The 16,538-nt window shown below is 73.6% G+C and carries 16 protein-coding genes and 1 tRNA gene; 6 read left to right on the plus strand and 11 right to left on the minus strand.

Going from position 1 to position 16,538, the window contains the following annotated elements:
- Positions 1-66: 66 nt before the first annotated feature.
- Together RM572_RS11590 and RM572_RS11595 are read right to left on the minus strand one after the other, a co-directional pair.
- Positions 67-139 (minus strand) — tRNA-Arg (locus tag RM572_RS11590).
- A 121-nt stretch (positions 140-260) separates the two neighbouring features.
- Positions 261-503 (minus strand): DUF6411 family protein, encoded by a 243-nt coding sequence (locus tag RM572_RS11595; protein WP_027765834.1) that lies wholly within the window; start codon positions 501-503, stop codon positions 261-263.
- 347 nt (positions 504-850) lie between these two features.
- Here RM572_RS11595 and RM572_RS11600 point away from each other — a divergent pair, with 347 nt between their 5' ends.
- Complete coding sequence (locus tag RM572_RS11600) at positions 851-2,023, plus strand: PP2C family protein-serine/threonine phosphatase (protein ID WP_311673207.1); 1,173 nt, start codon at positions 851-853, stop codon at positions 2,021-2,023.
- Between the two features lie 37 nt (positions 2,024-2,060).
- On the opposite strand, the gene RM572_RS11605 is transcribed toward RM572_RS11600, so the two are convergent.
- Positions 2,061-2,564 carry a MarR family winged helix-turn-helix transcriptional regulator gene (locus tag RM572_RS11605; protein WP_311673208.1) on the minus strand — a complete coding sequence of 168 codons (504 nt, stop codon included), beginning with the start codon at positions 2,562-2,564 and terminating at the stop codon, positions 2,061-2,063.
- Between the two features lie 244 nt (positions 2,565-2,808).
- Here RM572_RS11605 and RM572_RS11610 point away from each other — a divergent pair, with 244 nt between their 5' ends.
- Positions 2,809-3,693, plus strand: a complete 885-nt coding sequence (locus RM572_RS11610) for a SigB/SigF/SigG family RNA polymerase sigma factor (protein ID WP_311673209.1) — start codon at positions 2,809-2,811, stop codon at positions 3,691-3,693.
- Positions 3,694-3,714: 21 nt separating this feature from the next.
- On the opposite strand, the gene RM572_RS11615 is transcribed toward RM572_RS11610, so the two are convergent.
- The 4 genes from RM572_RS11615 to RM572_RS11630 form a co-directional block, all read right to left on the minus strand.
- A complete protein-coding gene (locus RM572_RS11615; protein ID WP_311673210.1) occupies positions 3,715-4,215 on the minus strand; it encodes a MarR family winged helix-turn-helix transcriptional regulator in 501 nt (166 codons plus the stop codon).
- Between the two features lie 157 nt (positions 4,216-4,372).
- On the minus strand, positions 4,373-4,903 hold the full coding sequence (locus RM572_RS11620; RefSeq protein ID WP_311673212.1) for an SPW repeat domain-containing protein: 531 nt from the start codon (positions 4,901-4,903) through the stop codon (positions 4,373-4,375).
- A 232-nt stretch (positions 4,904-5,135) separates the two neighbouring features.
- On the minus strand, positions 5,136-5,333 hold the full coding sequence (locus tag RM572_RS11625; protein ID WP_311673214.1) for a hypothetical protein: 198 nt from the start codon (positions 5,331-5,333) through the stop codon (positions 5,136-5,138).
- A 121-nt stretch (positions 5,334-5,454) separates the two neighbouring features.
- Complete coding sequence (locus RM572_RS11630) at positions 5,455-7,248, minus strand: glycoside hydrolase family 3 protein (protein WP_311673215.1); 1,794 nt, start codon at positions 7,246-7,248, stop codon at positions 5,455-5,457.
- Between the two features lie 257 nt (positions 7,249-7,505).
- Between RM572_RS11630 and RM572_RS11635 the strand changes: the two genes are divergently transcribed.
- Entirely contained in the window at positions 7,506-8,408 is a 903-nt protein-coding gene (locus RM572_RS11635) for a VanZ family protein (RefSeq protein WP_394813582.1), read from the plus strand.
- 176 nt (positions 8,409-8,584) lie between these two features.
- On the plus strand, positions 8,585-9,175 hold the full coding sequence (locus RM572_RS11640) for a hypothetical protein (protein WP_311673216.1): 591 nt from the start codon (positions 8,585-8,587) through the stop codon (positions 9,173-9,175).
- Positions 9,176-9,250: 75 nt separating this feature from the next.
- On the opposite strand, the gene RM572_RS11645 is transcribed toward RM572_RS11640, so the two are convergent.
- From RM572_RS11645 to RM572_RS11655, 3 genes are all read right to left on the minus strand, one after another.
- Complete coding sequence (locus RM572_RS11645) at positions 9,251-10,648, minus strand: FAD-dependent oxidoreductase (protein ID WP_311673288.1); 1,398 nt, start codon at positions 10,646-10,648, stop codon at positions 9,251-9,253.
- Between the two features lie 230 nt (positions 10,649-10,878).
- Complete coding sequence (locus tag RM572_RS11650) at positions 10,879-12,423, minus strand: MFS transporter (RefSeq protein ID WP_311673217.1); 1,545 nt, start codon at positions 12,421-12,423, stop codon at positions 10,879-10,881.
- 165 nt (positions 12,424-12,588) lie between these two features.
- Positions 12,589-13,254, minus strand: a complete 666-nt coding sequence (locus RM572_RS11655) for a TetR/AcrR family transcriptional regulator (RefSeq protein WP_311673219.1) — start codon at positions 13,252-13,254, stop codon at positions 12,589-12,591.
- A gap of 204 nt (positions 13,255-13,458) precedes the next feature.
- Here RM572_RS11655 and RM572_RS11660 point away from each other — a divergent pair, with 204 nt between their 5' ends.
- Entirely contained in the window at positions 13,459-14,661 is a 1,203-nt protein-coding gene (locus RM572_RS11660) for a winged helix DNA-binding domain-containing protein (protein WP_311673220.1), read from the plus strand.
- Between the two features lie 49 nt (positions 14,662-14,710).
- On the opposite strand, the gene RM572_RS11665 is transcribed toward RM572_RS11660, so the two are convergent.
- Entirely contained in the window at positions 14,711-15,253 is a 543-nt protein-coding gene (locus RM572_RS11665; protein WP_311673221.1) for a GNAT family N-acetyltransferase, read from the minus strand.
- A 166-nt stretch (positions 15,254-15,419) separates the two neighbouring features.
- On the opposite strand from RM572_RS11665, the gene RM572_RS11670 reads away from it, so the two are divergent.
- Positions 15,420-16,436 carry a sigma-70 family RNA polymerase sigma factor gene (locus tag RM572_RS11670; RefSeq protein WP_311673223.1) on the plus strand — a complete coding sequence of 339 codons (1,017 nt, stop codon included), beginning with the start codon at positions 15,420-15,422 and terminating at the stop codon, positions 16,434-16,436.
- Positions 16,437-16,538 lie beyond the last annotated feature (102 nt).

Raw genomic sequence — 16,538 nt, forward strand, 5'->3', positions numbered from 1 at the left:
TGTGCTGCACTCCAGAGGCCCCTCCGCCTTCTCGGGCAGAGGGGCCACTGACCTGCTGCTTCGGCGTGCCCCCGGCAGGATTCGAACCTGCGACACCCGCTTTAGGAGAGCGGTGCTCTATCCCCTGAGCTACGGAGGCGGGACGGGGGAGCGGACCGGGGGTCGCGCTCCGGGTGCGTCCGGGAGCCCCGGCGCAGGGCGCCGGGCTCCGGGGACAGCCTAGCGGATGTGATCGAACGGAGCCCGCGTGGCCGCACGGATCAGAAGGGCATCTTGCCGCGGGCGCGGCGGCCGGCGGAGCCGCTGCGGCCCAGGGCGCGGGAGCTGCTGCGGAAGGGCTTGCTGAAGAGGCGGCCCAGGGGGCCGGGGGCCTTGCCCGCGGTGCGGGAGCCTGCGCCGAGGGTCTTGTGTGCGCCCCGCTCCGGGTGTCGTGAGAGGCGGGGGAGGAGGAAGGCGAGGACGAGCAGGAGTACGCATCCGGCGATGATGGCCACGGCCGTCACGGACTTCTCCTTTCGTGAAGTGCCGCCCCTGCTGTCCGGCGGAGTGCGGGGCGGCTCGTGAGGGCCGGGTTCCCGCTGCGGGGGTGGTCATGCGCCGACAGGAGGGGAGGCGGGGGCAAGTCCCCTGCGAGGGCGGGCGGTGCGGGGGCTCCGGGTCGGGCGTGTGCCGGCCGGACGAGGCCTGTGCGGCCCGACGGGTGGAGCACGCGGGTGGCCGGCGGGCGTGGGGGCGGAACGGGGTGTCGGCAAGGTCACGTGCGGACGGCATCGTTGCTTCAGGACAAGTGACCGACCCGGCGGTACGGTGAACGGGAAGGCTCACCACAAACAGAAGGAAGCCGAACGAAGTGGCCGGTATCCCCGCCGTGGAGCGTGCGCTGCGCGATGCCGCCCCGCATCAACTGCTGGACGTCGTCACGGCGGCCATGAAGGACCAGTACGGCGCCACCGGCGTCGAGCTGCGCATCGCCGACTACGGCATGAAGTCGCTCCAGTCCGTCGAGTTCGGCCCGCTGGCCGTGGAGCCGCTGCCCCTGCACGACAGTCCGCAGGGGAGGGTGTTCGGCGCGCAGGAGCCGCTGGTCGTCCGGCAGGCGCCGGGGCTGGTCGCGGTGCACATGCCGGTCACCGTCCGGGGCGACCGGATGGGGGTGCTGTCCGTCACGCTGCCCGAGGAGCAGTACCGCGAGACGGCGCTGCCGGAGATGCAGCACGTCGGCGCGGCCCTCGGTCACGAGATCCTGGTCGCGGAGCGGGACACCGACCTGTTCCAGGTGGCACGCCGCACGTCCCGCCTCACGCTCGCCGCCGAGATGCAGTGGCAGCTGCTGCCCGGCCGCTCCTGTGTCCGCCCGGAGTTCGCGCTCGGCGGCCATCTGGAGCCCGCCTACGCCATCTTCGGCGACAACTTCGACTGGTCGGCGTCGCGGGACCGCCTGACCCTCGTCGTGACCAACGGCATGGGTGACGGCATCGAGGCCGCTCTGCTGTCCAATCTCGCCGTCAACGCGCTGCGCAACGCGCGTCGCGCCGGGCTCGGCGTCGCCGACCAGGCGGCTCTGGCGGACCAGGCGCTGTACGCACAGCACCACGGCGAGCGGTACCTGTCGGTGCTGCTGCTGGAGTTCGACCTGGCCACCGGTGCGGTGACGGCCGTGGACGCGGGCTCGCCCCGGATGTGGCGGCTGCGGGAGGGGAAGGTCGAACGGGTCACGTTCGAGGCGCAGTTGCCGCTGGGCATGTTCGAGGAGACGCCGTACGTCTCCGAGCGCTTCCAGGTGCGGCCGGGGGACCGCCTCCTGATCACCAGCGACGGGGTGTACGACACGCCCTCACCCGGCGGAACGGGCTACGGCGAGCGGGCCCTGGCGCGTTCGCTCGCCGCCACGCGCCTGCTCCCCGCGGACCAGGTGCCGCGTGCGGTGCTGCACGAGCTGACCGATTACCGGGGCCGGGGTCCGCTGGAGGACGACGCACTGGTGGTCTGCCTCGACTGGCACGGGCGGGCCGCCCTGGTGTGAACACGTACGGCCGGGTGGGAGGCGTCGGTGCGGCTGTTCAGGCCGGGCGGGTGTCCCCGGTGCCCGGCCGTTCTCCGGAGTGGGCGTGCTCCCCCCGGGCGGCGAACCGGAAGCTCTCCAGCCCGCGGGTGAGGTCCCGCCGGGCCTGTGCGGGCATCCGGTCGAGCACCTTCAGCAGAGCCTCTTCGCGGCGGGCGCGCAGGTCCGTCAGGTAGGTGCGGGCCTTGCCGGTGAGGTGCAGTTGCAGTTCCCGCCTGCTGACCGGGCTCGGCCTGCGCTCGACGTAGCCCGTGGCCTCCAGGCGGTCGCACAGCCGGCTGACCGACGACGCTCTCGAATCGAGCAGTTCGCCGAGCCGGCGGAGGTTGATGCCCTCTTCGCGGTCCAGGCTGTACAGCACGCGCAGCTGGAACGCGGAGACCGGCGCGGGTGAGGCGGCGTCGAAGCCGCGTTCCCACAGTACCTCGAGCATCTCGATGGCCTCCGCCGCCGCCCGTGCGGCGGCGTGGGACGGCTGCGGCGAGGAAGAAGGCGCGCCCATAACTGTGCCACTCCACGTGATCCGTCGTCCGCCCGCGAGGAGGTCGGCCTCACGGGCCTGCGGGGACGGGGGAGATGCCGCGTCCCGGTCTCTCAGGCCTCCATTTGCCCGCATTCTCCCCCGCCACACGTGCATCCGGCCGGCCGTGGGGCGTGGAAGTCGGTGGCGGCAGGTGTAGACGCCGCCCGGCGGGGCACATTCCCCCATGCCTGATGACAACAGTTGCCTTTCGGAGAGTGTCGAGATGAGCACCGCAGCGCGAGTCCCGTCGGCAGTCGAGGCCGGCACCAGCGTCGCACGTCCGGACGAGGCCGCCGAGGTGGGCCTGCCGCACATCGCCGAACCCGGCGCCGTGGCCCCGCGCGACGCACGCGAGTTGTCCGTTCTGTTCTTCCGGCGCCTCCGGACCCTGGAGGAGGGCACGCCCGAGTACCAGTACGCGCGCAACACCCTCATCGAGATGAACCTGACGCTCGTCCGCTACGCGGCGGGCCGCTTCCGGCACCGCCACCAGCCGGAGGAGGACATCGTCCAGGTCGGCACCATCGGACTGATCAAGGCCATCGACCGGTTCGACCTCGACCGGGGAGTGGAGTTCACCTCGTACGCGGTGCCGTACATCACCGGCGAGATGCGGCGCTTCTTCCGCGACACCACCTGGGCCGTGCACGTGCCGCGCCGGCTCCAGGAGCTGCGCATCCGCCTGGCCATGGCGAACGAGGAACTGCTCGCCGAACTGGGGCGCCCCGCCTCGGCGGAGGAAGTCGCGGGCCACCTCGGCATCACGGTGGAGGAGGTCGTCGAGGGGCAGGTCGCGGCCAACGGGTACTCCGCCGAGTCCCTGGACGGCGCGCTGAGCGACCGCGACGAGGCCGACGGCCACAGCCTGGGCGACCGGCTCGGTGCGTGCGACCCTGCCTTCGACGCAATCGAGGGATTCGAGGCGGTACGCCCGCTGCTCGCCGAACTCGGCGACCGCGACCGCCGGATACTGGAACTGCGCTTCGGCGAGGAGCTCACCCAGTCCCAGATCGGGGAGCGCCTGGGCATCTCGCAGATGCACGTGTCGCGTCTGCTCTCCGCCTGCCTCAAGCGCATCCGTACCGCCGTGAACGAGGACAGCGCCTGACCGCGGGACGGCGCCGCGGAGTCAGGCCGGACGGGCTTCGTCGTCCGGTGCGCTGCGGCGACCGGTGCCGGCCGTGCGGGCGGCGGTGGCGAAGCTCTCCAGTCCGCCGAGCAGCCGCCGCCGTTCCGTGGCGGGCATGCGGCTCAGCACGGCCTCCAGGGCGTCCTCGCGGCGGGTGCGCAAATCGGCCAGATACGTCACCGCGCGCCGGGTCAGGTGCAGTTCGAGTTCGCGCCGGCTGACCGGGCTGGGGTGGCGTTCGAGGAGACCCATGGCCTCCAGCCGGTCGCAGAGCCGGCTGACGGACGGCGGGGCGGAGCCCAGCAGTTCGCCGAGGCCGCGCAGGTTGATGCCGTCCTCCTGCTGGAGCACGTGGAGCACGCGGAGCTGGGACGGCGAGACGGGCTTGGTCGGCACGGCGTTGCGGCCCTGCTCCCAGAGCACCTCGAGGAGTTCGACGACGTCGACGGCGATCCGGGCGGCGGCGGGGGACGTGGAACCGCCCGCGGAACTCGCGCCCATAGCCTGCCACTCCCAAGATCATGTCTCCGGCGCACGCGCTCCTCACGCCGCCGGCCGCCCCCGCACCCTAGCCGACCCTCCGTGCACCGGCCGGTGGGGAGTGGCGCGGCGGCTGCGGAGGCGGGGCGTGCGGTGGCGCCGCGTGCGGAGGCGGGGGTCAGCCGGGGCGGTAACCGTACCTGCGGGCGCTGCGCGCCCAGAGGGAGCCGACCAGGCCGAGGATCAGCACGATCGCGCCGGTGGCCCATTCGAGCCGCGGGGCGCCGACGGCCGCGTTCGGGGGTTCGCCGTAGTTCCACAGGAACGGCGAGACGATCAGCCACGCGCCGAGCAGTGCGATGCCGGCGGAGGCGAAGAGCTGCCGCAGGGGGCGGAGGAAGCGACTGAGCGCGAGGAACAGCAACAGGACGCCGACCACGGACTCGTTGAGGTAGGCCTGGCCGCCCTTCTGCGTCTCGGCATAGCCGACCGCCCAGGCGCCGATGCACAACCAGAACGCCACCGGGACGCACAGCAGGGCGGTGGCCTGGTCGCGCACGGCCAGGTTGTCGAGGCGGCGGGCGCGGTCGATACGCGCGCGGTCGGCGGGGGAGAGGTCGGTGCGTGGGTGGTCGGTGCGGGCGAGGCCGGTCCCGGACGGGCCGTGGCGGTCGGTGACGGTGCGGGCGCGGTGCGCGGCGGTGGCCATGTCGGGTGGCTCCCTTCCCGGCGGTACGGACCGGCGGTACGGTCCGGCTGTGCCGAACCCCGGCTGCACCGATTCCGGTCGTGCCGCGCGGGGCGCGGGGCCCGGGTAGCCTCCGGAATCCGCCCGAAACGGACTGGTGGCCGGGATGCGGAAGGCGGAAGGCGAGGGCTGCGCGCGCCGTGGAGCACGGCGGGCCCGTGCGGGGCGGGTGCGGCGTGGGGCGGTCCCGGGATCAGCTCACGTCGCCGACGGCGGCACCGCAGCGGGGGCACGTGGTGGGCGGTGCGGCGTCGGCGAGGCGGCCGCACGCGGGGCAGACCCGGTCGAGCATGCACGCCGGCTCGCCGCCGAGGTCCTGGTCGGCGGGTTCCCGCGCGCCGGCACGTCGCGGGCGGGGCTCGGGAGCGTCGTCCTGCCGGTCACGGGTCATGGGTGCATTGTGGCGCGACAGGGCGACAGGGCGACAGGGCGACAGGGCGGCTGGGGCGCGACAGGGGTGAGCCCCGGCGCGGGGGGCGCCGGGGCTCACGTCGGGTGGCCGAGGGGGCTCGTCAGTACCGGAGGCCGTGGCCGAAGGGGTAGAGGTCCTGGCCGGGGTCGTCGAGGGTGGGGATGGAGACGGGCAGCTTGCCCCGCGGGTCGAGCTTGCCGAACAGTGCGAGGGCCACCGCGTCCAGCGACGGGGCGCCGTAGGAGTACGTCGCGAGGTACGCGCCCACGTCCGGGAAGCGGCGGATGTCGTACGGGTTCCGCACCGCGACCGCGACGACCGGGGTGCCGGTGGCGCGCAGCGCCTCGACCAGCTTGGCCTGCGCGACGCCGCCCTCGCTGCCGGCTGCGGCCGCGTTGGCGGTGACGACGACCAGGTCGGCGTCCTCCGCCGCGGCGACCGTCTCGGCGATGACCGCGTCGGACGGGCGGGTGCCGGTGTCCTTCGCGGTGGCGGTCTGCCCGGTGTGCCGCGACACGGCCTCCGCGAGCGTCGTGGTCGTCGAGGCGCCCCAGCCGGCCACCAGCACCGAGCGCTGCGTCCTGGTCGACAGCGGCAGCACGCCCTCGTTGCGGACCAGGGTGACGCTGTGGTCCGTGATCTCGCGGGCGGCGGACAGGTGGCGACGGCGTCCGACGACGCGTTCGGCGCGGCCCTCGCTGACGTACGGGTTGCCGAACAGGCCGCGCCGCAGCTTGTGCAGCAGTACCCGGCGCAGCGAGGCGTCGATGCGGTCCTCGGAGATCTCGCCGGACCGTACGGCGTCCAGCACCGCGGCGAAGGCGGTGTCCAGGTCGGGGGCGAGCACCAGTTGGTCGCAGCCGGCCTGGAGGGCGCGCACGGGCGCGACGTCCGGCGGGAAGTCGTCCGAGGCGCCGCGCATGTCGAGCGCGTCGGTGACGATCAGGCCGTCGAAGCCGAGTTCCTCGCGGAGCAGGCCGGTGATGATCGGCTGCGACATGGTCGCCGGTACGCCGCTCGAGTCGAGCGCCGGCACGACGATGTGCGCGGTCATGATGGTGTCCACGCCTCGCCGGATCGCGGCGCGGAACGGCGGCAGGTCGATGCTGTCCAGCTCCGCGCGGGTGTGCGTGATGACCGGCAGGCCGTAGTGCGAGTCGGTGTCGGTGTCGCCGTGGCCCGGGAAGTGCTTGGCGGCGCTGGCGACGTCGCCCCGGTGGTAGCCGCGCACGCCCGCGCCCACCATGTCGGAGCACAGGTCCGGGTCGGAGCCGAACGAGCGGACGCCGATGACCGGGTTCTCCGGGTTGATGTTGACGTCGGCGACCGGCGCGTAGTTCTGCGTGATGCCGACGGCGGCGAGTTCGGTGCCGATCACGCGCGCGGAGTCGTACGCGTCGCCGGTCGAACGGGTCGCGGCCAGCGCCATGTTGCCGGGCATCATCGTCGTCGGCTCGGTGAGGCGGTAGACGACGCTGCCGCCCTCCTGATCGACGGAGATGAGCAGCGGGACGCGGCTGGCGCGCTGGAGGCCGTTGGAGAGGCCGGCGATCTGCCGGGGGTTCTGCACGTTGTCCGGGCCGCGGCGGGCGTCGAAGTAGATGACGCCGCCCGGCCGGTACTTGGCCAGCACCTCGGCGGGCGTGTCGACGCCGTACAGCTCGCGGTTCCTGGGGTGTGCGGTGTCGGCGGTCTGGCCGTAGACCTCGACGACGAAGAGCTGGCCGACCTTCTCCTCCAGCGACATGCGCCGGGTCAGGCCGTGCGCGTGCCGCTGCGCGGCGCGTTCGGCCTCGCTGCCGGTGGGCGCGGCGGTGGCGGTCTGCGCGATGCCGAGGGCGGCCACGGCGCCGGCGGCGCCGGCCAGAGTCTGTCTACGGGAGGGCTGCTGCATCGGAATCGGAACGCTCCTCACATGGGCGGCGGTTGGCCTGACGGCCGGGGACTCGGGGGGTTGGGGTGGTGCGCGGGTCGGGTGGCGAAACGGACTGCGAGGACGGCACATCGTTGCAGCGCCCGGCGGGCGGGTACCAGACGCCGCGCGGACCTTTAGTGGTACAGACCAGTGGCGCGGCCGAGGGCGCATGCATCCCCAAGGCGGGGGTAAGGACTGCCAGACAGCCCCGAAACCCGAGTGGGGGGTGACGGAACGTGCGTGCGTTCCTGTCCCGCATCACGAACACGGAACAGAGCAAACCGAGCAGAGCCGGCGCCGCGAAGGCCCGGGCCGGCGGCGCGAGCGTCACGAAGTCCGCCAAGGGCGGGCGTGCGAAGGCGGGCGGCGGATCGCGCCCGGGCACCAGGACGAGGCCGGGCCGGAAGTCGGGCGCCTCGACAGGCGCGAAGGCCGGCGCGAAGCGCCGTTCGACGTCCGGCGGCACGGCCACGGGGGCGGCCGGGGTGGCCGGCGGGCTCCGTCGCTGGTGGACCGGCCGGGAACACGAGCCGGGGAAGACCGGCGGCGCCGCGCAGCGGACGTCGAAGTGGAGGGCGGAGCGGAAAGCGGAGCGGGAGCAGGGCGCCGCGACGAGCGCGCCCGCGTCGCGCTCCGCCGACGAACGCCGCGGCCCGTCCGGGTTCGTGCGCGTGCTGGCGATGCTGCTGGCGTTCGCCGGGATGGTCGCCTTCGCGGGCGTGCTGTCGCGGCTGACGCTGGAGCCGTCGGCGGCGTCCGCGTCCATCGCGCACACCAACCTCGAACCGGGCTCCTCCATCCAGGCCTACCTCTCGCAGCCGGCGTTCCAGGACACCGTCAAGCAGCTCGGCGGCAACATCGTGCTGGGCATACCCTTCGGTCTGCTGCTGCCGGTGCTGGTCCCGCGTGCGCGCGGTCTCCTGCGCGTCACCCTGGCCACGGCGGTGGTGATGCTGCTCGTCGAACTGGTGCAGGGCGCGCTCATCAACGGGCGGGCGTTCGACGTCGACGACGTGATCCTCAACTGCAGCGGTGCGCTCCTCGGCTACCTGCTGCTCGGCCGCCGGCTGGGCCGGGCCGTTCACCCGCCGCGCCGCCGCTGGTGGCAGCGGATGACGGGGCGTCCGGTCGCGGACTGAGCAACCGGGCGGGGCACGGATCCCGCAGTGCCGTCGCCCGCGTCGCCCGCCGTCTCCTGGCTGCTTCCCGGGTTCGTGCCCCTGCCGCCCCACCCCGGGGCCGATGCGTGTACACCGGGGCGCGCTGCGGCCTACCATGGCGAATGCCGCGCTCGTACGCACCACCGGGAGCCGCCATGAGCCCGATCGCAGGCCCCGCCGGACGCCCGCCCGCGCGCCCCCGCCGCCGTACGGTGCCCGCGGCCCTCGTGACGTTCGCCGTCCTCGTGCTGACCCTCGGGCCGGCTTCCTGCGGCACCGCCGACGGGTCCGCGGACGGCCTCTCGCGAGACGCCGGCGTGGCGGCATGGACCGACGCCCGGACCGGCGTGCTGGCCGTGGAACGGCAGGCGGACGCCCAGTTCGGGGCTGCCGCCGAGGCCGCGCGCACCGGTGCCGCCGACGCCGCCGAACGGGCGGCTGCGGAGCAGGCGCACCGGGCTGCGGCCGAGGCGCAGGGAGGCGCGGGGCAGCCCGCCGCCCGCCCCGGGGGTTCGGCGGCCGACGAACCCGCGCAGTGCACCACCCGGCCCGAGGACCGGGCGGCGTGCACCACGCCGGAGGGCGCCGAGGTCACGCCCGGCGGCGGCGACGTCGACGGCGACGGCGTGTTCGAGCCGCACGAGCCGGTCGGACCCGGATACAAGGACCCGCGCGCCTACGACGGCGGGCCCACGTCCGGCGAGACGCAGTGCCAGTGGGCACGCGAGCAGGGCTACGGCTGCTGACACGACGCGAGCACCGCCCGCGAACGCGGAGCGTTCCACGCCCGCCCGGCCGCACCGGAATGGACCCCTCGCTCGTCAGAGGGCGTGGGCCCGTACGTCGGAGACCGCCTTGCGGGCCGCCACCAGCACCGGGTCCCACACGGGGGAGAACGGCGGCGCGTACCCCAGGTCCAGCCCTGTCATCTGCTCCACCGTCATCCGCGCGGTGAGCGCCACCGCGGCGATGTCGACGCGCTTGCCCGCACCCTCCCGGCCGACGATCTGGACGCCCAGCAGGCGGCCCGTCCGGACCTCCGCGAGCATCTTCACGTGCATGGGCGCGGCGCCGGGGAAGTACCCGGCGCGGCTGGTCGCCTCGACCGTCGTGGAGACCCAGCGCAGGCCGAGCTCGTCCGCCTGCTGTTCCAGCAGGCCCGTACGGGCGATCTCCAGGTCGCACACCTTGCTCACCGCCGTGCCGACCACGCCCGGGAACGTGCCGTAGTCCCCGGCCACGTTGGCGCCGATGATCTGGCCGTGCTTGTTGGCGTGCGTGCCCAGCGCGATGTGCCGGGTGCGGCCGGAGACCAGGTCCAGCACCTCGACGCAGTCGCCGCCGGCCCACACGTCCCCCCGGCCGCGCACCCGCATCGTCGGGTCGGTCAGCAGCCCGCCGGAGTCGCCCAGCGGCAGGCCGGCCGCCTCGGCGAGCGACGTCTCGGGCCGCACACCGAGACCCAGCACGACGACGTCCGCCGGATACTCGCCCTCCTCGGTGGCGACCGCGCGGGCGCGTCCCCGGCCGTCGGTGAGGACGCCGGTGACGGCCTCGCCGGTGCGCACGTCCATGCCCATGCCGCACATGGCCTCGCGCACCAGCGCACCCATGTCGGGGTCGAGCGTCGTCATGGGCTGCTCGGCCCGGTCCAGCACGGTGACGCGGTAGCCGCGGCGCACCAGGGCCTCCGACATCTCGACGCCGATGTACCCGGCGCCGACGACCACGGCCCGGGGCTCCCGCCCGGCCGGTGCCCCGGACTCCTGCTGCTCCAGCGCGTCGAACAGCGCGGCGCCGTCCTCCAGCGACTGCACGCCGTGCACACCGGGAGCGTCGATCCCGTCCAGCGGGGGGCGCAGTGGGCGCGCGCCGGTCGCGAGGACCAGCTTGTCGAAGCCCGTCCACTGCCCGCGCCCGTCCCGGTCGCGGGTACGGACCCGCTGCCCGTCCAGGTCGAGTTCGGTCACCTCGGTGTGCAGCCGCAGGTCGATGCCGCGCTCGCGGTGCTCCTGGGGAGTCCGGGCGATCAGGTCGTCCCGCTCGCCGACGTCGCCGCCGATCCAGTACGGGATGCCGCACGCCGAGTACGAGGTGAAGCGGCCGCGTTCGAAGGCGACGATCTCCAGCTCGTCCGGCTTCCGCAGACGCCGCGCGCGGGATGCGGCGGCCATTCCGGCCGCGTCGCCCCCGACGACGACGAGTCGTTCGGCGGCCATCAGCAGCGGCCCGCGGGCGGGCACGGCCGGGTGGACTCGGGCACGACGCTCATCACCACTCCCGTGCTGGGGATCGTTGCCGACGTGGTCAGCGTACCCAGACCGTCAGCGGCTACGGCTCGCGTACGGGTGGGCGGGTCGCACGTGCCGACCGCCGGTCGTCGTCGCACGGGAGGACCCGGCACCCCCGTGGTGGTGCCGGGTCCTCGGCTGCGGTCGCGGCGCGGGCGTCAGTGCATCGCGGCCAGGACGGGGGCGTCGTCCGGGGAGCCGCCGTCCTTCCGGAGCTCGTCGGAAGAGGTGACGGGCGTACCCTGGCCCCGGGTGGTGACCAGCGTGACGGCGAGTGTCGCGGACGTCAGCAGGATGCCCACCGCCCACCAGATGGCCGTGGTGTAGCCCTCCACCATGCCCTGGAGCCGCACCAGTTGCTGCGCCTGCGGCGAGGAGCCGGCGGCAGCGATGTGGTCGGCGACCCAGGCGGTGGTGGTGCCGGCCGCGATGGTGTTGAGCAGCGCGGTGCCGATGGCTCCGCCGACCTGCTGCGAGGTGTTGACCATCGCGGATGCCACGCCGGAGTCCTGGGCGTGCACCCCGACGGTGGCCAGCGACATGGCCGGCATGAACGCGGTGCCCATGCCGAGGCCCAGCATCAGCTGCGCGGGAAGGATCAGTGCCACGTACGAGCTGTCCGTCTCGAGCTGGGTCAGCAGCAGCATGCCGAGCGAGGCGACGAGGAAGCCCGGGCCCATCAGCAGCCGCGGCCGCACCCGGGTCATCAGCCGGGCGCCGATCTGGGTCGAACCGGTGATCATGCCCGCGATCATCGGCAGGAACGCGACCCCCGTCTCGACCGGCGAGTAGCCCTTGACCACCTGGAGGTAGTAGGTGAGGAACAGGAACAGGCCGAACATCGCGATCACCGCGAGGCCGAGCGAGAGGTACACCCCGCCCCGGTTGCGGTCGGCGACCACGCGCAGCGGCAGCAGCGGTGCACGGACCCGCGACTCGACCCGGGCGAACGTGGAGAGCAGCACGGCCGACGCGACGAAGAGGGCGACGGTCAGGCCGTCGGTCCAGCCGTCCGACTCGGCGCGGGTGAAGCCGTAGACCAGCGAGACCAGACCCAGGGTGGAGAGCAGGACCCCGGGAACGTCCAGCGAGGAGTTGTTCCGGGCGGCGGACGGTTCGCGGATCACGGCCAGCGCGCCGAGGGCGGCGATCGCGGCGAAGGGGATGTTCACGTAGAACGTCCAGCGCCAGTCGAGGTACTCGGTGAGGACCCCGCCGAGAATGAGGCCGATCGCGCCCCCGCCGCCGGCGATGGCGCCGTAGATGCCGAACGCCTTCGCCCGCTCCCGGCCGTCGGTGAACATCACGGCGAGCAGGGACAGCGCGGCCGGTGCCAGCAGGGCGCCGAAGACGCCCTGGAGGGCGCGGGCGCCGAACATCATCGCGGGCGTCACCGCGGCGCCGCCCAGGGCGGACGCGGCGGCGAAACCGATGAGGCCGGTGACGAAGGTGCGCCGACGGCCCCACAGGTCGGCGACGCGGCCACCGAACAGCAGCAGACCGCCGAACGCGAGGGCGTAGGCCGTGATGACCCACTGCCGGCTGCCGGACGAGATGCCGAGGTCCGTCTGGGCGGACGGGAGCGCGATGTTCACGATGGTCGCGTCCAGCACGACCATCAACTGGGCGAGGGCTATGAAGGTGAGCGCTTTCCAGCGCCGGGGATCGGCTGTGCGATCGGCTGTGCCGGGGGAATCAGGCATGGGTGGGCCGCCTCACGGTGCGAGTGAGAAGTGAAGGAAGGCGAAACGGGTGGTGAGAGGGAGTGGTGAGAGGGAGTGGGAGCCGGACGGGCGGGTCGGAGGTCGTGAAGGGCGCAGGGCTACGGACGGGGCCGGGCCGGGGAACTCATCGCCCGGCGCGACGGATCACGTCGCCCGGCCGCATGCGGCACTGCGCAGGTCGTCGAAGGTGGCTGGCGCGCCGGTCAGTCGGGAGCCGGCCGGGGCACGCAGCCCGTCGAGGAAGATCTGCAGGTGGCGGTGGACGAAGCCGCGGATCTCCGGGCAGTTGGTGCCGGGCAGCGGGCGGGCGAGCTGGCTCAGCGCGAGCATGAGGTCGCCGAGACCGACGTCCGGGCGCAGGGTGCCGGCGCGCTGCGCCCGTTCCAGCAGGTGCGAGGCCGCGGTTTCCAGCCGGTCGCGCGCGGCGCGGAGTGCGGGGTCGTCCGGGTCGAGGTGGTCGGTGAGCAGGGGGCAGAGGGCGCCGATGCGTTCCTCTGCCGCGTCGAAGACGAAGCGGCGGAGCGCTTCGAAGGTGTCCGGCTCCGCCGCGAGGGCCGCCGCGCGGTCCGCGATGCGTTCCGTGACGGTGCGGACGACGTGGTGGATCAGCGTGCCGCGGTCGGGGAAGTGCCGGTAGAGCGTGGCGTTTCCCACCCCGGCGTCCCGGGCGATCTCGTCGAGCGGCGCCTCCGGTCCGTAATGGACGAACGCCTCGCGGGCGGCGTCGACGATCCGTTCCCGGTTCCGTACGGCGTCGGCGCGCAGCCGGGTGCCGCCGGTGCCGCGCGTGGCGTGTGCGGGGACTGTCATGGCGGGCTGCGCTCCTTCCTTCCCGGGGCTGGCCGGGAACCGGGGAGGTGTTCCCCGGTTCTGGGTACGCCTGTGTAAACGGGGGCGCGATCCCCGGTTATTTCCGTTGAGTCCTGTGACCTGCTTCACGGCTGCGACGCTCTTCGAGGTCCTTGATGGTCCTTGAGGACCTGAACCGTCCGCAGAGCTTCCTACGCTGGCCGCATGCTGCGACCCACCCTCGCCCAGCGCCGCGCGCTCCTGGCCCGCCGCCACCTGCTCGCCCCCTCCGCCCGCGCCGCGACGACCGAGCAGGTCACCCGGGCCCTGCTCGCCCTGCACGCCACCGACGCCGCCACGGTGACCCTCAGCGCCTACACCCGCCTCGCGGCGCCGGACCTCGCCGACGTGGAGCGTGCGCTCTATGAGGACCGGACGCTGCTGCGGATGCACTGCATGCGCCGCACCCTGTTCGTCGTCCCGGTCGAGGACGTGCCGCTCTACCACTTCTCCACCACCCTCGACGTCGCCCGCCGGGAGCGGGCGTCGCTGCTGCGTCTGCTCCGCGGTGCGGACACGCCGTGGGACGCCGCCCGGCTCGCCGCGGCCGAAGAGGAGGCCGTGGCGGCGCTGCGGCGCCTCGGCGAGGCCGGCGCGACCGAGATCTCGGCTCAGGCGCCCCTGCTCGGCGAGATGATCACGCTTTCGCCCGGCAAGCGGTACGAGGCGCGGCAGCGCGTCGGGGGCTGGGTGCTGCGGCTGCTGGCGATGGACGGCCGCGTCCGCCGCGGGCGTCCCCTGGGCGGCTGGACCTCCGGCCGGTTCCGCTACGGGCTCGCCCCGGAGATGGCCCCGATGGACCCCGCGGAGGCCAGGGCGGAGGTGGTGCGTCGCTGGCTCGCCTCCTTCGGGCCGGGCACCACCGACGACGTGAAGTGGTGGACGGGCTGGACGCTCACCGCCGTACGCCGGGCGCTGGCCGACGTCGGCGCCGTCGAGGTCGCGCTCCCGGAGGGGCAGGGCTGGCTGCTGCCCGAGGACGTCGAGACTCTCGCGGGTGCGGGTGCGGGTGCGGGTGCGGGTGCGGGTGCGGACGAGGTGGAGCCGTGGGCGGCTCTGCTGCCCGGCCTCGACCCGACCACCATGGGCTGGAAGCACCGCGACTGGTACCTCGACCCCGGGCACCGGTCGCTGCACTTCGACACCAACGGCAACGCCGGGCCGACGGTCTGGTGGAACGGTGAGATCGTCGGCGGCTGGGCCTGCCGGCCCGACGGCGAGGTGGTCTGGCGGCTCCTGGCCGACCGGGGTGCCGAGGCCGCCGCCGCGGTCGAGGCCGAGGCCGCCCGACTCCAGGCGTGGCTCGGCGAGGCGCGCTTCGTGCCCGCCTTCCCCACTCCGCTGGCCCGCGAGCTGACCCACGGCTGAGCAGCCCGCCGTGCGCGCTGAACCGGGGCGGTGACCGGCGCGGCGGGGCCTACAGCACCTTCTCGAAGCGCTCCACGTCGTGGTAGCGGCCGAACTTGCGGCCGGCCTCCCGGTAGAGCCCGCACCGTTCGAAGCCGAACCTCCGGTGCAGCCGGACGGACGCCTCGTTGGGCACCGTGATCCCCGCGTACGCCCGGTGCAGGTCCTCGCCCTCCAGCACCTCGAAGAGGTGCCGGTAGAGCAGGGTGCCCAGCCCCCGCCCGCCCGCGTCCGGGGCGACGTAGACCGAGCACTCGACTGAGGTGGCATACGCCGCCTTGGGCTTGAAGGGGCTGCTGTGGGCGTACCCGAGCAGTCGCCCGGGCGCCGCCGGCCTGTCCGGTGCATGACCATCGCGCTGTCGGGCAACCAGGAGACGGTGTGGGCCGTCCTTACGGTGGGACAGCAGCCACGACCGACGTTGCTCGGGGCTGAAGGGCGCGGTGTCGAAGGTGATCGCGGTCTCGCGGACGTAGTGGTTGTACAGGTCCGTGAGCGCTTCGAGGTCGCTCAGGTCCGCCGCCCTGACCAGGATGTCGGAGCCCTGTGTCACCGGATCTCCCTTCTGTGTGGCGAGGCAGGGTACTGCATGATCGGAAAAATGATGCGCGTTGTGGGAATTCTGTCCTGATTCCCGTCGTTGTTTCCCTCGGATGCGGGAACTCGCCCAGGGCCCGGTCCGCCCACTGATCCGCAGTCGAACACGCTAGGGAGCACGCATGGCAACCCGTGCCGTCGCCCGTCGTTCCGCCGCCACCACCGACGTCACCGACACGACCGCCAGGGTCCGCGCCGGAGGCGGCGAGGTGGCGGACCGCGACCTGGTCGGCATGTACCTCGACGAGATCGCCCGCACCCCGCTGCTGGACGCGGAGAAGGAAGTCCAGCTCTCCCTCGACATCGAGGCGGGCGTCTACGCCGGCCGGATACTCGACGGGTTCGAGGACCCGGTGTCCCAGGACGCGCCGAGCGCGACCGCGGACCGGGCCGAACTGGAGGCGCTCGTCGCCCAGGGCGAGCGCGCCAAGGACGTCTTCATCCGCTCCAACCTGCGTCTGGTGGTGGCCGTCGCCCGGCGGTACCCGCGCAGCGGCCTGCCCCTGCTCGACCTGATCCAGGAGGGCAACGCCGGCCTGGTGCGCGCCGTCGAGAAGTTCGACTACCAGAAGGGCTTCAAGTTCTCCACGTACGCGACGTGGTGGATCCGACAGGCCATCACCCGGTCGATCGCCGACCAGTCCCGCACCATCCGGCTGCCCGTGCACCTGGTGGAGGAGCTGGGGCGCATCCGGCGCGTGCAGCGCGAGTTCAACAAGGAGCACGGCCGGGAGGCGGAGCCCGCGGAGGTGGCCGGTGAACTCGGCTCCACACCGGAGCGGGTCGCCGACGTGCTGGACTGGGCCCGCGACCCGGTCAGCCTCAACATGTCCGTGGACGACGAGGGCGAGACCCAGTTCGGCGACCTGCTGGAGGACACCTCCGCGCACTCGCCGGAGGACTCGGTCCTCACCCTGCTCCGCCGCGAGGAGCTGGACGGCCTCATCGGCCGGCTCGACCACCGCACCGCCTCCATCATCAAGGCCCGGTACGGGATGGTCGACGGACGCGAGCGCACCCTGACCGAGGTCGGCAAGCAGCACGGACTGACCCGTGAGCGCATCCGGCAGATCGAGAAGCACGCCCTGCTGGAACTGAAGAAACTCGCCCACGACACGGGCTTCGACGCGGCCGCGTAACGACGCCGTCGCGGAGGCCGGGCGCCCGCCGGGGCGCCCGGAGCACGCGAGGGCTGCGCACGCGGCGTGCAGCTGCGCATGCTGCCGGTCCGCCGTGCAGCA

This window comes from Streptomyces hazeniae, from assembly GCF_031845485.1.
Lineage (GTDB): Bacteria > Actinomycetota > Actinomycetes > Streptomycetales > Streptomycetaceae > Streptomyces > Streptomyces hazeniae.

Coding starts and splice junctions, on each gene's coding strand:
- RM572_RS11615 (WP_311673210.1), bottom strand. CDS start 4,215: ATGGGCGCGAGTTCCGCGGGCGGTTCCACGTCCCCCGCCGCCGCCCGG.
- RM572_RS11660 (WP_311673220.1), top strand. CDS start 13,459: ATGCTGCGACCCACCCTCGCCCAGCGCCGCGCGCTCCTGGCCCGCCGC.
- RM572_RS11630 (WP_311673215.1), bottom strand. CDS start 7,248: ATGCAGCAGCCCTCCCGTAGACAGACTCTGGCCGGCGCCGCCGGCGCC.
- RM572_RS11620 (WP_311673212.1), bottom strand. CDS start 4,903: ATGGCCACCGCCGCGCACCGCGCCCGCACCGTCACCGACCGCCACGGC.
- RM572_RS11650 (WP_311673217.1), bottom strand. CDS start 12,423: ATGCCTGATTCCCCCGGCACAGCCGATCGCACAGCCGATCCCCGGCGC.
- RM572_RS11670 (WP_311673223.1), top strand. CDS start 15,420: ATGGCAACCCGTGCCGTCGCCCGTCGTTCCGCCGCCACCACCGACGTC.
- RM572_RS11610 (WP_311673209.1), top strand. CDS start 2,809: ATGAGCACCGCAGCGCGAGTCCCGTCGGCAGTCGAGGCCGGCACCAGC.
- RM572_RS11640 (WP_311673216.1), top strand. CDS start 8,585: ATGAGCCCGATCGCAGGCCCCGCCGGACGCCCGCCCGCGCGCCCCCGC.
- RM572_RS11625 (WP_311673214.1), bottom strand. CDS start 5,333: ATGACCCGTGACCGGCAGGACGACGCTCCCGAGCCCCGCCCGCGACGT.
- RM572_RS11655 (WP_311673219.1), bottom strand. CDS start 13,254: ATGACAGTCCCCGCACACGCCACGCGCGGCACCGGCGGCACCCGGCTG.
- RM572_RS11605 (WP_311673208.1), bottom strand. CDS start 2,564: ATGGGCGCGCCTTCTTCCTCGCCGCAGCCGTCCCACGCCGCCGCACGG.
- RM572_RS11645 (WP_311673288.1), bottom strand. CDS start 10,648: ATGGCCGCCGAACGACTCGTCGTCGTCGGGGGCGACGCGGCCGGAATG.